The following is a 14736-nucleotide window of genomic DNA, read 5'->3' as shown; positions in this document are numbered from 1 at the left end:
ACCAGTATGCAAAATGCCCAGCCCCGGCTGGACGTTGACGATCCGTTGCTCGATGGCCTGTTGATTCTGTGCAAACTGCACGGCTGCCCCGCCAGCCGTGCCAGCTTGTGCAGCGGCCTACCGTTGGCCAGCCAGCGGCTGGGGCCCGAGTTATTGCCCAGAGCCGCAGCCCGCGCAGGCCTGCAAGCGCGGATTCTCAAGCGTGAGCTGGGCGCAATTTCCACACTCAACCTTCCTGTATTGCTGCTGCTCAAAGACGGCCGCTGTGCTGTTCTACAGCGCTTTGGCGAAGACGGCCGCGCGTTGATCCTGCCGTCCGAGGCCGAAGGCGGCGAGCAATGGGTCGAGCGCGAGGCGCTGGAACAGGCCTACGCCGGCCATGCCCTGTTTGCCCGCCCGCGGCACACTCTGGAAAACCTGCGCACCCCGCTGATGCCGAGGGTCGATGCCTGGTTTCGCGACACCTTGCGCCATTCCCGCTGGCTGTACAGCGATGCCTTGCTGGCCAGCCTGCTGATCAACCTGCTGGGCCTGATGGTGCCGCTGTTCGTCATGCAGACCTACGACCGAGTGGTGCCCAACCAGGCAGTCTCGACTTTGTGGGTGCTGGTGGCAGGGTTGTTCATCGGCACCGCCTTTGAAATGGTTCTGCGCATGGTCCGCGCGCACCTGCTGGACCAGGCCGGCAAGAAGACCGACCTGATCCTTTCGGCAACCCTGTTCGAACGCATCACCGGCATGTCGATGAAGGCGCGCCCGGCCACCATCGGCGGCTTCGCCCAGAGCATTCACGACTTCCAGGGGCTGCGCGAGTTTCTCACGGCGGTCACCTTGACCAGCATCATCGACCTGCCATTCGTGGCGTTGATGCTGGTGGTGGTTGGCCTGCTGGGCGGCTGGCTGGTGGTGATCCCGCTGATTGCCTTCCCGCTCGCAGTTGGTTTTGCCTTGATCATCCAGATCCGCCTGCGCGACACCGTGGAAAAAAGCCTGAGCCTGGGAGCAGTGCGCCAGGCCCTGTTGATCGAAACGCTGGGTGGGCTGGAAACGCTCAAGGCCAACGGCGCTGAAAGTGAGCGCCAGTACCATTGGGAGCAGACCAACGGCGCGATTGCCCGGCTCGATGCGCACGCACGTAACCTGTCTTCGCTGGCCAGCAACGGTACGCTGTTCATCCAACAGTTCTGCGGCATGGCAACGATCGTTGCCGGGGTCTACAGCATCATCGCCGGCAACCTCAGTGTCGGCGCACTGGTGGCTACCTACATGCTCGGCAGCCGGGTCCTGGCACCACTGGGCCAGATCGCGGGGCTGATCACCCGCTATCAGCAAGCGCAGCTAACCATGCGCAGCACCGATGCGCTGATGGCCTTGCCGCAAGAGCGCCAGGCCGAGCAACAGGCGCTGGAGCACACCAGCCTCAAGGGCGGCGTGGCCGTCAGCCATGTCAGCTTCCGCTACCCTGGCCAGACGGCTGCGGCGCTGAATGACGTCAACCTGACCCTGCAGCCCGGCGAGCGCATCGGTATCGTCGGCCGCAGCGGTTCGGGCAAAAGCACCTTGGGTCGGTTGCTGATGGGCTTCTATCATCCTGATGAAGGCCAGGTGTTGCTGGACAACCTCGACCTGCGCCAGCTGGACATCGCCGACCTGCGCAGCCAGATCGGCTACGTCGCCCACGATCTGCCGCTGCTGGCTGGCAGCCTGCGCGACAACCTCACCCTGGGTGCCCGCCACGTCAGCGACGCACGCATGCTCGAGGTGGCCGAACTGACCGGCGTGACCGAACTGGCGCGCCAGCATCCGCAGGGTTTCGACCGCCCGGTGGGTGAACGCGGCCAGTTGCTCTCGGGCGGCCAGCGCCAGGCCGTGCTGCTGGCCAGGGCGCTGCTGCTGGAGCCGCCGATCCTGATCCTCGACGAGCCCACCAGCCACATGGACAACAGCAGCGAAGAGCAACTGCGCCAGCGCCTGCTCGACTGGGTGCCGGGCAAGACCGTACTTCTGGTCACGCATCGGACCTCGATGCTGAGCCTGGTCGACCGCCTGCTGGTGCTGGACAACGGCAAGATCGTTGCCGACGGGCCGAAGGATGCAGTCATCGATGCGCTGCGCAAAGGGCGCATTGGCGCCGCGCTGTAGACGCTTTTGAGGAGTAGTCCGATGGCCTTCTTGCGCAGTTATTTCCAAGGTGCCGGCAACACTGCCGAGCGCGACTACATGCCCGAACTGGCCGGCGCCACGCTGCAGGACTCGCCGCGCCTATCGCGCCTGACGGTGTGGCTGGCGGCGGCGCTGCTGCTGGTTGCGCTGGCCTGGGCGAGCCTGGCGGTGCTCGATGAGGTGACTGTCGGTGAGGGCAAGGCGATCCCCTCGGGCAAGGTCCAGGTGGTACAGAACCTTGAGGGCGGCATCGTCACCGAGATTTTCGTGCGTGAAGGCCAGATGGTCGCCAAGGGCGCAACCCTGCTGCGCCTTGACGACACCCGCTTTCTGTCCAACAAGGGCGAAAGCGAGGTCGACCGCTACGCACTGACGGCGCAGGTCGAACGGCTCTCGGCGGAGGCTGAAGGGCGTCCGTTCACCGTACCGGACGAGATTCGCAGCAAGGCGCCACAGGTGGCCGAGGACGAGCTGGCGCTGTATCAGTCCCGGCAACGGCGGCTGACCAGCGAGAAGCAGACGCTCAACGAACAACTGCGGCAGAAGACCCAGGAACTGGCCGAGTTCCGCTCCAAGGTCGATCAGTACCGTTCGGCGTTGGGCTTGCTCCAGCAAGAACTGAACATGTCTTCGCCATTGGTGGGCACCGGAGCGATTTCGCCGGTGGAGATTTTGCGTTTGAAGCAGCGCACGGTCGAAGCCCGCGGTCAGCTCAACGCCACCAGCCTGGCCATTCCGCGGGCAGATGCGGCAGTGGCAGAAATCAAGAGCAAGATCCAGGAAGCCGATGCCACCTTCCGCTCGGAGGCGGCCAAGGAACTCAACGACAAGCGCACTGACCTGTCCAAGATCAGCGCCACCAGCATCGCCATCGACGACCGGGTCAAGCGCACCACGGTGGTGTCACCGGTGCGTGGCATCATCAAGCAGCTCAAGGTCAACACCATCGGCGGCGTGGTCCAGCCGGGCAGCGACCTGGTGGAGATCGTGCCAATCGAGGACAACCTGCTGATCGAAGCCAAGGTGCGCCCGCAGGACGTCGCCTTCCTGCACCCGGGGCAGACCGCGATGGTCAAGTTCAGCGCCTATGACTACACCATCTATGGTGGGCTGAAGGCCAAGCTGGAGCTGATCGGCGCCGATACCGTGACCGATGACAAGGGCAACGCGTTCTACCTGATCCAGGTGCGCACCGACAAGAATCACCTGGGCGGCGACAACAAGCCATTGCTGATCATTCCAGGGATGGTCGCCACGGTGGATATCATCACCGGGCAGAAAAGCGTACTCGACTACTTGCTCAAACCGGTGCTCAAGGCCCGCACCGAGGCCATGCGCGAACGTTGATTCAGCAACCGTGGTTGCGCTCGAAGGTGTCGCGACCCATGGCGCGGATCTGGCCTTCGATCAAAGCGTCGAACGGGCGCAGCAGCTCGTCGAAACACCGCGGCTGCTCCAGCGCGTTGAGCGCCTGCACCACGGCTTCGATGGTGGCCAGGGCGCCCTCCTCCGGCGCCTTGCGCAGGCGATAGCGCGAGGCTGTCACCTGCGCAAGGGTCACCCGTGGCAGCGCTGCCAGCAGCGGATTCAGGTACAACAGCTTGCGCGCCTTGCGCCAGGTGCCATCCGGCACGATCAATAGCAACGGCTGCTCATCAGGTGACGCATACGCGGTCAGTGCCTGCGCCTCGTCACCGGGAAACAACAGCACCGGCCGATACCCCGGCGTTGCCAGCAACTCCGGCAGCTGGGCAAACACTTCCCCCACCCACAGCTGTGCATTGACCAGGCCGAGCGCGGCCAGGCGAGCAGTATTCAGCGCATGCGCGGTTTCACTGGGGTGCTGCAACAGGACGACCCGGGTACGGCTGTCGAGGCGGGGGATCAGCGGGCATAAGCAATGGTCTTGCGCGCGCTTGCAGCGTTCGCAGCGGGGTCTGGACATCGGGTTCTCCTGGAGGGCGCCAGTGTGCCATAGCCACTCGAGAAGAACATACAGCGCCCACGTCCATGTGGGTTCGGGAGGTGGTCAGCGGTTGAAACGTTCGGCCAGGCTGTGCAGGTACTCGGCCATCTGCTCCAGGTCCTGGCTGATCTCGGCGCCCTGCCTGGCCTGTCCGGCACTCTCGTCGCACAGGTGGGAAATGCGCGTGATCTGCTGGTTGATATCTTCGGCGACGTGGCTTTGCTGTTCCGAAGCAGTCGCCATCTGCTGGCTCATGCCGGTAATGCGACTGACCGCCTGGGCAATGCCGCTCAGCGCCTCACGCACCGCTTCGACACTGTGCACGCTGTCGCGGGAGATCTGTTCACCACGGCTAGCCGACGACACCGCACGCTCGGCGCCCGCACGCAGGCTGCTGATGATCTGGTGAATCTCGTCGGTCGAGGTGCGCGTGCGCTGGGCCAGTGAGCGCACCTCGTCGGCGACCACGGCAAAGCCACGGCCCTGCTCGCCCGCGCGGGCAGCTTCGATAGCCGCGTTAAGCGCCAGCAGGTTGGTCTGTTCGGCAATCGACGTGATCACATCGACCACGCTGCCAATCGACTGCGTCTGCTGAGCCAAGGCGTGCACGGCCTGGCCGATGTCATTGACCGCCTCGCTCATGCTGCCCATCGCCTGCAGGCTTTGCTGAGCCAGCTGGCTGCCGTGCTGGGCCAGTTGGTCAGCGTCACCGGCAGCATGGGCAGTGCTCTGCACGTTTTGCGAAACCTCCTGGATAGTCGCAGCCATCTGCGCAATGGCGGTTGCCGATTGCTCGGTTTCGCTGCGCTGGCGGTCAAGCATCTGCGCCTGGGCATCGGACAATCCAGCAGACTGCGCTGCACGTGCCTTGACCCCGACACCTGCATCGACCAGGCGGGTCAGCGCCGTCTGCAAGCGCGCCTCTTCGCTGATGATGGCCAGGTCCAGCTGGCCATGCAGGCCGCGGTTATCGCTGTAGGTCAGGGCCACCAACGGGTCGGTGAAGGCTTTCGGGTGTTCGTCCAGGGTGCGCTGCAGAGCGCGAGCGTGCAGGCGGTTCAGCGCATAGCCGGCACCCAGCAGGCTGGCCAGCAGCACGCCGATCGCAGCCTGCGGCGCGAGCCAGAGATAGCCTGCAGTAGACAGCGCAGCAGCGGCCAGTATTGGCCAGCTCTGGCCAACCCCGTGCAGCACACGCGTCGACCACGACACTGCGCGCTGGCCACTGCGCAGGCGGGCGTATAGCCGTTCCGCACGGCTGATCTGTTCACGGCTGGGCACCGAGCGGACCGACTCATAACCACTGATGCGGCCGTTTTCGTACACCGCCGTGACATACGCGCTGACCCAATAGAAGTCACCGTTCTTGGCGCGGTTCTTGACCACGCCCATCCACGGTTTGCCCTGTTTGATGGTGTCCCACATCAGCGCAAATACCGGCGCCGGCATATCTGGATGGCGCACCAGGTTGTGGGTTTGTCCGACCAGTTCATCGTAGGTAAAACCACTGATGGCCACGAATGCGTCGTTGCAATAGGTAATGCGGCTATTGAGGTCGGTAGTGGAAATAAGCCGCTGTTCGTTGGGGAAGGTTCTTTCATGCTCGGTAACGGGCAAGTTCAGGCGCATCAAGGCAATCCTTGCGTGTGCAAACGATGGAAATTCATCAGGGGCCAATCAATATTTAGCAGAGCTAAAGCCTGTCAGCAGGCACTTTTGTAGGAAATTTACCGTTCCTGACGGAGTGCATTCATCCAGGCGTTTATCAGCTGACGTTCAGCTGACTTTTGAGCAAATCACGGAATGTCTGAATCAATGGTTCGCGGCTACGGCCGCGACGGATGATCAGGGAGAACGGGGCTTGGTAACCAAATGTGGCGGGCGATAATACGCGCAAATCGCCCTTGTCGACCCACGCCTGTGCATAGTGCTCGGGCAGATAGCCGATATAGGCGCCGGACAGGATCAGGATCAGCTGCGCCTCCATGCTTTCCACCGTTGCCGCGCTATGCTTGAAGCCGTGCCGGGCCAGCTCGGCTTGGCTCCAGTAGCCTCGCCCAACCATGCGCTGCTGGGTAATGACGGGCTCCGGAATCCGCCTTTCGGCGAACAACGAATGGCGGTTGCTGCAGTAGAGCCAATGCTGCTCGCGATACAGCGGTTGATAGACCAGACCGCTCATGCGCGAAGAAAACGCACCGATGGCCAGGTCCAGGCGGTTGTCCTGCACCCCCAGCTGCAGCTCGTATGGACTGGACACCGACAAGTGCAGGTGCACGGCCGGATGCTCCTGGCTGTAGGCGCCAATCGCCTCTGCCAGCGGCAAGGCGCGATCGCCTACGGTCGAGTCGAGCACGCCAAGGTTGAGCGTGCCGCGCAATTCACCTTTGAGCGCCGCGGCGTACTGTTCAAAACCATCCAGCTCGGCCAGCAGGCGCAGCGTCTCCTGGTGGAACAGCTCGCCCTTGCTGGTCAGGCTGAAGCCACCGCGGCCACGGTGGCAGAGCACGATGCCTAACCCCGCCTCCAGCTGGCTCATGTAGGTGCTGATGGCCGACGTCGACAGGTTCAGCTCACGCTGGGCATTTGCAAAGCCTTGGTGGCGCACCACGCTGACAAAGATCCGCAGCAGTTTCGGGTCGGGCAGTGACGAGGCCATGGTGGTGATCGGTCCGCAGTGGGCAAGTGGCAATGGGCGGAGTCTACCTTGGCGGCGGCCTTTAGTTCAGAGATTCCTGAACTAAGTATTTGTCGGTAGCGATTCTTCTCGGCCACCAGCTTGCGCAGACTGCCCGCAATGACCCTGCTCGCCGCCCGCTGCCCTCAGTTGCAGCATGCTGGCCCAGGTTCGAACAACCATAACAATCGACCGACTGATGAGGCCCACTGTGGACAAGACTCTGCACCAACCACTGGGCGGCAACGAAATGCCGCGTTTCGGCGGCATCGCCACCATGCTCCGCTTGCCCCACCTGCAAAGCCCTGAAGGCCTGGACGCCGCGTTTGTCGGCGTGCCGCTGGACATCGGCACCTCGCTGCGCTCCGGCACCCGCTTCGGCCCGCGCCAGATCCGCGCCGAATCAGTCATGATCCGCCCCTACAACATGGCCACCGGCGCCGCGCCGTTCGACTCGCTGTCGGTTGCCGATATCGGCGATGTGGCGATCAACACCTTCAATCTGCTGGATGCCGTGCGCATCATCGAAGAAGCCTACGACACCATCGTCGAACACAACGTGATCCCGCTGACCTTGGGTGGTGACCACACCATCACCCTGCCGATTCTGCGCGCGCTGCACAAAAAACACGGCAAGATCGGCCTGGTGCACATCGATGCCCACGCCGACGTCAACGACCACATGTTCGGCGAGAAGATCGCCCACGGCACCACCTTCCGCCGCGCCGTCGAAGAAGGCCTGCTCGATTGCGACCGGGTCGTGCAGATTGGCCTGCGCGCCCAAGGCTACACGGCCGATGACTTCAACTGGAGCCGCCGCCAGGGCTTTCGCGTAGTGCAGGCCGAAGAGTGCTGGCACAAGTCGCTGGAGCCGTTGATGGCTGAAGTGCGTGAGAAGGTCGCGGGTGGCCCGGTATATCTGTCCTTCGACATCGATGGCATCGACCCGGCCTGGGCGCCCGGCACCGGCACCCCGGAAATTGGCGGCCTGACCACCATTCAGGCCATCGAAATCATCCGCGGCTGTCAGGGCCTGGACCTGATCGGCTGTGACCTGGTCGAGGTCTCCCCACCTTACGACACCACCGGCAACACCTCGCTGCTGGGCGCCAACCTGCTGTTTGAAATGCTTTGCGTACTGCCAGGTGTAGCGCGCCGCTAAGGATGTCGACAGCGCGCTCGATTGCAGTCGCGCTGCTTGCATGGGCCAGTGACAGGCCCACCCGTACTTGCTGATACCGCCGGGCACCGTGAGGCTGCCCGGGCACTTGATCTCGCCATAATAATGATAATCGGGAGACCCCCAATGGCCTTGGACATCATCGTTGTATTGATCTATGCCGCCGGCATGCTCGCTCTGGGCTGGTACGGCATGCGCCGCGCGAAAACCCATGAAGACTACCTGGTGGCCGGGCGCAACCTCGGCCCGACCTTGTACATGGGCACCATGGCCACCACCGTCCTCGGCGGCGCATCGACCGTCGGCACCGTCCGCCTGGGCTATGTACACGGCATCTCCGGCTTCTGGCTCTGCGCCGCACTGGGTCTGGGCATCATTGCGCTGAACCTGTTCCTGGCCAAACCGCTGCTGCGCCTGCGCATCTTCACCGTGACCCAGGTGCTGGAGCGGCGTTACAACCCGATGGCGCGCCAGGCCAGCGCGCTGATCATGCTGGCCTATGCCTTGATGATCGGAGTGACCTCAACCCTGGCCATGGGCACCGTGCTGCAAGTGCTGCTCGACCTGCCGTTCTGGCTGTCGGTGCTGCTCGGCGGTGGCGTGGTGGTGATCTACTCGACCATTGGCGGCATGTGGTCGCTGACCCTGACCGACATCGTTCAGTTCGTGATCAAGACCGTCGGCCTGATGTTCATCCTGCTGCCGGTGTGCCTGTACAAGGTCGGCGGTTGGGATCAACTGGTGGCGCAACTGCCGGCGTCCAGCTTCAACTGGACCACCATCGGCTGGGACACCATCCTCACCTACTTCCTGATTTACTTCTTCGGCATCCTCATAGGCCAGGATATCTGGCAGCGGGTGTTCACCGCGCGGGATGAAAAAGTCTGCCAGCGCGCCGGTACCACTGCGGGTGTCTACTGCGTGTTGTACGGCCTGGCCTGCGCCCTGATCGGCATGGCGGCACATGTGCTGCTGCCGGACCTGGCCAACCCCAACAACGCCTTCGCCGCCATGATCAAGACCACCCTGCCTGACGGCATTCGCGGCCTGCTGATGGCTGCCGCGTTGGCGGCGATGATGTCGACCGCGAGTGCCGGCCTGCTGGCGGCCTCGACCACGGTCACCGAAGACCTGCTGCCCAAGCTGCGCGGTGGCAAGCAATCGAGCCTGGCCACCAGCCGCTTGTTCACCCTACTCACCGGCCTGGTGGTGTTGGCCATCGCCCTGGCAGTGAATGATGTAATCAGCGCTCTGACCTTGGCCTACAACCTGTTGGTGGGCGGCATGCTGATCCCGCTGATGGGCGCGATTTTCTGGAAGCGCGCAACTACCGCAGGAGCCATCGCCAGCATGTCGCTGGGCTTTGCCACCGCGCTGTTGTTCATGGTCAAGGATGGCCTGGATGCCAATACGCCGATCTACTATAGCCTGGCGGTTGGCCTGGTGAGCTTTGTGCTGGTCAGCCTGCTGTCGCGGCGGCCGGTGGCTAGCGCAAATCTGGCCTGATTTGACTGCACTGCGCTGAAAAGACAAAGGCCGCTGCATAGTCAAATGCGGCGGCCTTTTCGTTTCAACGGCGACGAGGCTGGCGTTTGCGCTGCTCTTCGTCGGTGGGGATCGGCACCGGCTGCAGCGGTGGCGGTATCAGACCCAAGGCGACAGCCAGGTCATGGAGCCAGTTGAACAGTGGTGTTTTCATAGTGCCCCCTTCACGGGTCAGCCTCACGGCAAATCGATCATTCGATGTTTCATACAGATCATAGTCCTATGTCCTGCATTACGCATGCGTCTAATCCTATACATAAGGCCGATTTTGACAGGGATCAAGCAGCGGCGGGCTGTTCCGACCGCCGGTCAACTGTTTCTCCCTGTTGCAAGCGGCGTTTGGAGGGGGGTTGCTGCGACATTAACCGCCTCAACCAACCACCTTGCGCAACTGCCGACGCACCCAAGGCTCAGCGCTGACCAACACTACTCCGGCCAAAACCATCAACGCACCGAGCACAAAATTCACGCTCAACGGCTCACCCAGCAATAGCACACCAAAGGTCACGCCAAACAGCGGAGTAATGAAAGAGAACACTGCCAGGTTCGAAGCCAGGTACTTACGCAATAACCAGAACCAGGTCAGGTAACTGACAAACGACACCACCACGCCCTGGAAAAGCACACTACCCATCGCCAGCGGCGTAAGCGTGACCATGCCGATCTGCCCAGTGAGCAGAGCAATCATCAGCAATCCGACAAAACCCACCATCAACTGATAGAACAAGGTCAGGGTCGCCGGCGCTTCAGACAACCGCGAGCCGCGCACGACCACAGTAGTAGCTCCCCAGGCCAAGCCAGCCAGCACACCGAAGGCATCACCCAGCAGCGTTCGCCCATCAATCTGATCCAGCTGCACGCCTCCCGCAAACGCTAACGCAATACCCGCGAACGACAGCAGGATGCCCAGCCACTGCAGCAACCTGAGGCGCTCGCTGGGCAGCATGAAGTGCAAACCCAAGGCGGTAAAAATCGGCGCGGTATACAGGAACACCGACATATGCGCCGCCGAAGTCAGCTTGAGCCCCTCGGCAATGAACATGAATTCCAGGCCAAACAAAGCGCCCGCCAGCAACCCCGCGCGCCAAGTGCTACCCACCTGCCCCCAGCCGCCCCTCCAACAGATCAGCAGGCCGACCAGCAGCGCAGCGATGCCAGAGCGAAACGCCGCCTGCATCACTGGGGCGATATCCGCAGCGGCCCATTTGATCATGACCTGCTGACTGCCCCAGATCAGACACAAACCGAGCATCAATTGCAGGGCAAAGGCATCAGGGTTCTTGCGGGCCGCGCTCATAGGCGGGCCTCGGTGTGATTCGCAGGCATGGGCAGGGCTCGGCAGATAAGTGGATCAGACTGCGATTATCGGACGCCGAAGCCCGGCCCGGCCAGCCTAAATTGCACCGCCAGCGATTTGCGCCTTCGACGACACGTGATCGAAGGTCGGCTGATCCAGCGCATCGGCTTGCTCATCCAACACCTGACGCGGGTGCTCGAAGCCGGGGATGCTGCTGTCGATCATGCTGAGCAGGCGCGAACCACGCTCGGTGAGCATGAAATTTTCACCGTTACCGCCCTCTTCTTCCGGGCGGCTTGCAATGTAGCCGCGATCGAGCAGCAGCTTTTCGTATTCGCAGGCGCGGGTTTTCAGCTGGTCCAGGTCACCCACGGGCTGGCCTTTGGCAGCCAGCGCGGCGGCGTGTTGTTCGGCGTAAGGGCGAGGCGTGAAGCTTTGTTCAGCGCCGTTTTGCACTTCGTGCAACAGGCGTTCGATCAAATCCCAGTCGTAGTGGCTCATGGCGATGGCTCCTTGCTGTGGACGGAAAGAGGTACACAGGGTGGGACATGCGGGTGTTGGCAAGCGTTCAGAAGGCCTGACCACATGAACTTTCCAGCCGCTGGCCCCTCAACCGGATAACGCCAACAAGGAGGTCAACCCGTGAAAATCCTAAGCAGCTGTGCCATTGCCGTCGGTCTGTGCATCGCCCTGCCAAGCTGGGCCTGCACGCCGGAAGAAGCCACCGCCAAACGCGAAGAGCTGGCCAAGGTGGTCAGCCAACTGACTGAGCAAAACCCGCAAAAGGCCAAGGAAATCAACGACGAGTTGCAGGGCATGGACCTGGCGACTGAAAGCAAGGATGTGCCGGACAAGTGCCAGCTGATCGAGCACCGTCTGCAGGAGCTGAAAACTGCGGAGAAGAAAGCGGAGTGATCAGGCGCAACGCCTGCGGCTAGATCAACTGCAGCCCGCCGCTTGAAGGGCGGGCGCAGATCAGGGGCCGCGAACGCGACCCCGGAGGGACTTACTCTGGCTTGGGCGCGCGCTTTTTCAGCGGAGCCATGCCATCGACACTGGCCAATGGCGCGTTAGGACGCGGCTTGGCAGTTGGCTTGCGCTTGGCAGCAGCCTTCTTCTCGCCAGTCTTCTTGTCGACTTTTTTCTTCTTGACGCCGACGGCCTTGCCGGACGCCTTGACCTTCTTCGGCCCGTTGTAGGTGCCTTTGACTTCCTTGATCAGACGGCGCTGGAACTGCTGCTTGAGGTAGCGCTCGATGCTCGACATCAAGTTCCAGTCATTGTGGGTGATCAGCGAGATCGCCAGACCTTCCCCACCGGCACGCCCGGTACGGCCGATACGGTGTACGTACTCGTCACCGCTGCGCGGCATGTCGAAGTTGATCACCAGGTCGAGGCCGTCGATGTCCAGGCCACGGGCCGCTACGTCGGTTGCTACCAGCACCTTGGAGCCGCCTTGCTTGAAGCGCTCGATGGCCAGTTTGCGGTCTTTCTGGTCCTTGTCACCGTGCAACACGAACGCTTTGATGTCCTTGGCCACCAGGTGACCATAGACACGGTCGGCAGCTACGCGGGTGTTGGTGAAGATGATCGCCTTCTGGAAGGTTTCGTTGTCCAGCAGCCAGTGGATGATCTTCTCTTTGTGCTGGTCATGGTCAGCCATGATGATCTGCTGACGGGTGCCTTCAGCCAGCTGCGAGACGCTGTTGAGCATCAGGTGCTCTGGATCCTTGAGGATCTTGCCGATGATATCGCGCAGCGCGGCGCCGCCGGTGGTGGCAGAGAACAGCAGGGTCTGCTCGCGGTTCTCGCACTCTTTGCACAGACGCTCCATGTCTTCGGCAAAACCCATGTCGAGCATGCGGTCGGCTTCGTCCAGTACCAGTACCTGCACATGCGACAGGTCGAGATTGCCGGCGTTGAGCTGCTCGAGCAGGCGCCCTGGGGTGCCGATCAGCACGTCCGGCACCTTGCGCAGCATGGCCGCTTGTTCCTTGAAGTCTTCACCGCCGGTGACCAGCCCCGACTTGATGTAGGTGAACTGCGAGAACAGCTCGACCTGCTTCAGGGTCTGCTGAGCCAGCTCACGGGTCGGCAGCAGGATCAGCGCACGGATCTCAACGCGGGGGCCGCCCAGGTCTGCCAGGCGGTTGAGCATCGGCAGGACGAACGCAGCGGTCTTGCCGCTGCCGGTTTGTGCCGTTACCCGCAGGTCTCGCCCTTGCAACGCCAAGGGGATGGCCGCAGCCTGTACCGGAGTCGGCTCGACAAATTTCAGCTCGGCCACGGCTTTAAGGATGCGTTCATGCAGGGCGAATTGGGAAAACACGGGGGTAACCTCGGGCAAGTGCGTAAATTCAAGTTGCATAGGGTACCGTTTTCCGCCGCCAGAACCGAATTTCTTTTGGCAACTTTGCCCCGATCCGCGCTCTAATTAGCCCTCGTTCCGCAATACAGACCGCTTTTTTAGCCTATGGACATTCAACGACTCTGGTTCAACGCCCTTGATCTCTGGGGCACTCTCGATCAACACCCGACCCTGCACGCCGCCATTGGCCTGGGTGTGCTGCTGCTGGTATCGCTGATTCTCGGCCGCCTGGCGCGGTTTCTGGTGCTGCATGCCAGCCGCCTGCTGGCCCGCCAACAAGCCCTCAGGTGGTTCGACGACCTGCGCCACAACAAGGTATTTCATCGCCTCGCGCAAACCACGCCGTCGCTGATCATCCAGTTCGGCCTGAAGCTGGTGCCGGAGCTCGGCGCCACCGCCCAGCACTTCCTGGGCAACGTCGCGCTGGCCTTCACCCTGCTGTTCATGACCTTGGCGCTGGCATGCCTGCTCGATGCCCTGCTCGACATCTATGCGCGCACCGAACACGCCCGCACCCGCTCGATCAAAGGCTACGTGCAGCTGGCCAAGATGGTGCTGTGGGTATTCAGCATCATCGTCATCATCGCCACCCTGATTGACCGCTCGCCATTGCTGCTGCTGTCGGGTCTGGGCGCCATGTCGGCGGTACTGCTGTTGGTCTATAAAGACACCCTGCTGTCGTTCGTCGCCAGCGTACAGTTGACCAGCAACGACATGCTGCATGTCGGCGACTGGATCGAAATGCCTCAGGTCGGCGCCGACGGTGACGTGGTCGACATCACCCTGCACACGGTCAAGGTGCAGAACTTCGACAAGACCATCGTCTCCATCCCCACCTGGCGCCTGATGAGCGAGTCGTTCCGCAACTACCGCGGCATGCAGCAATCCGGCGGCCGCCGGATCAAACGCAGCGTGTTCATCGACGCCGCCGGCGTACGCTTCCTCACCCTCGAAGAAGAGCAGCGCCTGGCCGGTGTACGCCTGCTGGGCGACTACCTGGCAAGCAAGCGCAAAGAGCTGCAGGACTGGAACGAAGCCCAGGGCCTGGTCGCCGATCTCTCGGCCAACCGGCGCAAGCTGACCAACATCGGTACCTTCCGCGCGTTTGCCCTGGCCTACCTGAAAGCCCACCCCGACGTGCACCCGAACATGACCTGCATGGTCCGCCAGATGCAGCCCACCGCCGAAGGCGTGCCGCTGGAAATCTACTGCTTTACTCGCACGACCGCGTGGGCCGAGTACGAGCGGATTCAGGGCGATGTGTTCGACTATCTACTGGCGGTGCTGCCGGAGTTCGGCCTGAGTGTTTATCAGCAGCCGAGTGGTAATGACATGCGTATTGGCCTGGCCGGGCGTGCGGCGCCTGAGCCGGCGCCGCGGCGGTTGGAAGAGATGAGTGAGGCGTGAAATTTGCGCCAAATCGCAGGTCTGACGTTCCGTTGACCTGCCTTTCACTTAGTTTTCACGAGCGACTTGGCAATCTATAGCCATCCCTACGTGATAGACCTTGGCCCGCCTAGCAGCGGGCTTTCTTTTGCCT

At 62.2% G+C, this 14736-nt stretch carries 13 protein-coding genes; 6 read left to right on the top strand and 7 right to left on the bottom strand.

Annotated features, from left to right (window positions below; all coding sequences use genetic code 11):
* Nucleotides 1–6: 6 nt before the first annotated feature.
* Nucleotides 7–2142, top strand: coding sequence for a type I secretion system permease/ATPase (locus tag CXQ80_RS06450; protein WP_101317639.1), 2136 nt, complete (start codon nt 7–9; stop codon nt 2140–2142).
* A gap of 21 nt (nt 2143–2163) precedes the next feature.
* Entirely contained in the window at nt 2164–3510 is a 1347-nt protein-coding gene (locus CXQ80_RS06445) for an HlyD family type I secretion periplasmic adaptor subunit (protein WP_101317637.1), read from the top strand.
* A 1-nt stretch (nt 3511) separates the two neighbouring features.
* On the opposite strand, the gene CXQ80_RS06440 is transcribed toward CXQ80_RS06445, so the two are convergent.
* From CXQ80_RS06440 to CXQ80_RS06430, 3 genes are all read right to left on the bottom strand, one after another.
* A complete protein-coding gene (locus CXQ80_RS06440) occupies nt 3512–4108 on the bottom strand; it encodes a tRNA-uridine aminocarboxypropyltransferase (RefSeq protein ID WP_101317635.1) in 597 nt (198 codons plus the stop codon).
* 84 nt (nt 4109–4192) lie between these two features.
* Complete coding sequence (locus CXQ80_RS06435) at nt 4193–5758, bottom strand: PAS domain-containing methyl-accepting chemotaxis protein (RefSeq protein WP_101317633.1); 1566 nt, start codon at nt 5756–5758, stop codon at nt 4193–4195.
* Nucleotides 5759–5894: 136 nt separating this feature from the next.
* Nucleotides 5895–6788, bottom strand: a complete 894-nt coding sequence (locus CXQ80_RS06430; RefSeq protein WP_101317631.1) for a LysR family transcriptional regulator — start codon at nt 6786–6788, stop codon at nt 5895–5897.
* A 229-nt stretch (nt 6789–7017) separates the two neighbouring features.
* On the opposite strand from CXQ80_RS06430, the gene speB reads away from it, so the two are divergent.
* Nucleotides 7018–7968 carry an agmatinase gene (gene speB / locus CXQ80_RS06425; RefSeq protein ID WP_101317629.1) on the top strand — a complete coding sequence of 317 codons (951 nt, stop codon included), beginning with the start codon at nt 7018–7020 and terminating at the stop codon, nt 7966–7968.
* Between the two features lie 144 nt (nt 7969–8112).
* The gene (locus tag CXQ80_RS06420; protein ID WP_101317627.1) at nt 8113–9492 is read left to right on the top strand and encodes a sodium:solute symporter; all 1380 of its coding nucleotides are present in this window, start codon (nt 8113–8115) and stop codon (nt 9490–9492) included.
* A gap of 64 nt (nt 9493–9556) precedes the next feature.
* Here the strand turns inward: CXQ80_RS06420 and CXQ80_RS24940 are convergent, their stop codons facing one another.
* The 3 genes from CXQ80_RS24940 to CXQ80_RS06410 all read right to left on the bottom strand — a co-directional run bounded on the left by CXQ80_RS24940 (nt 9557) and on the right by CXQ80_RS06410 (nt 11329).
* Nucleotides 9557–9685 carry a PA1414 family protein gene (locus tag CXQ80_RS24940; protein WP_256585700.1) on the bottom strand — a complete coding sequence of 43 codons (129 nt, stop codon included), beginning with the start codon at nt 9683–9685 and terminating at the stop codon, nt 9557–9559.
* 216 nt (nt 9686–9901) lie between these two features.
* Nucleotides 9902–10828 carry a DMT family transporter gene (locus tag CXQ80_RS06415; RefSeq protein ID WP_101317625.1) on the bottom strand — a complete coding sequence of 309 codons (927 nt, stop codon included), beginning with the start codon at nt 10826–10828 and terminating at the stop codon, nt 9902–9904.
* 96 nt (nt 10829–10924) lie between these two features.
* Entirely contained in the window at nt 10925–11329 is a 405-nt protein-coding gene (locus tag CXQ80_RS06410; protein WP_101317623.1) for a transcriptional regulator, read from the bottom strand.
* Nucleotides 11330–11470: 141 nt separating this feature from the next.
* Here CXQ80_RS06410 and CXQ80_RS06405 point away from each other — a divergent pair, with 141 nt between their 5' ends.
* Nucleotides 11471–11743: a hypothetical protein gene (locus CXQ80_RS06405; RefSeq protein WP_101317621.1), complete on the top strand. Its 273-nt coding sequence runs from the start codon at nt 11471–11473 to the stop codon at nt 11741–11743.
* A gap of 91 nt (nt 11744–11834) precedes the next feature.
* On the opposite strand, the gene CXQ80_RS06400 is transcribed toward CXQ80_RS06405, so the two are convergent.
* Complete coding sequence (locus tag CXQ80_RS06400; protein ID WP_101317619.1) at nt 11835–13196, bottom strand: DEAD/DEAH box helicase; 1362 nt, start codon at nt 13194–13196, stop codon at nt 11835–11837.
* A gap of 105 nt (nt 13197–13301) precedes the next feature.
* Here CXQ80_RS06400 and CXQ80_RS06395 point away from each other — a divergent pair, with 105 nt between their 5' ends.
* Entirely contained in the window at nt 13302–14603 is a 1302-nt protein-coding gene (locus tag CXQ80_RS06395) for a mechanosensitive ion channel family protein (RefSeq protein WP_101317617.1), read from the top strand.
* The last annotated feature ends 133 nt before the right edge of the window (nt 14604–14736 follow it).

Origin of the sequence: Pseudomonas sp. 02C 26 (assembly GCF_002843585.1) — a bacterium.
GTDB classification, from domain to species: Bacteria; Pseudomonadota; Gammaproteobacteria; order Pseudomonadales; family Pseudomonadaceae; genus Aquipseudomonas; species Aquipseudomonas shirazensis.
The sequence above is the reverse complement of the archived record's forward strand: the minus strand, read 5'-3'. Positions and strand labels throughout refer to the sequence as shown.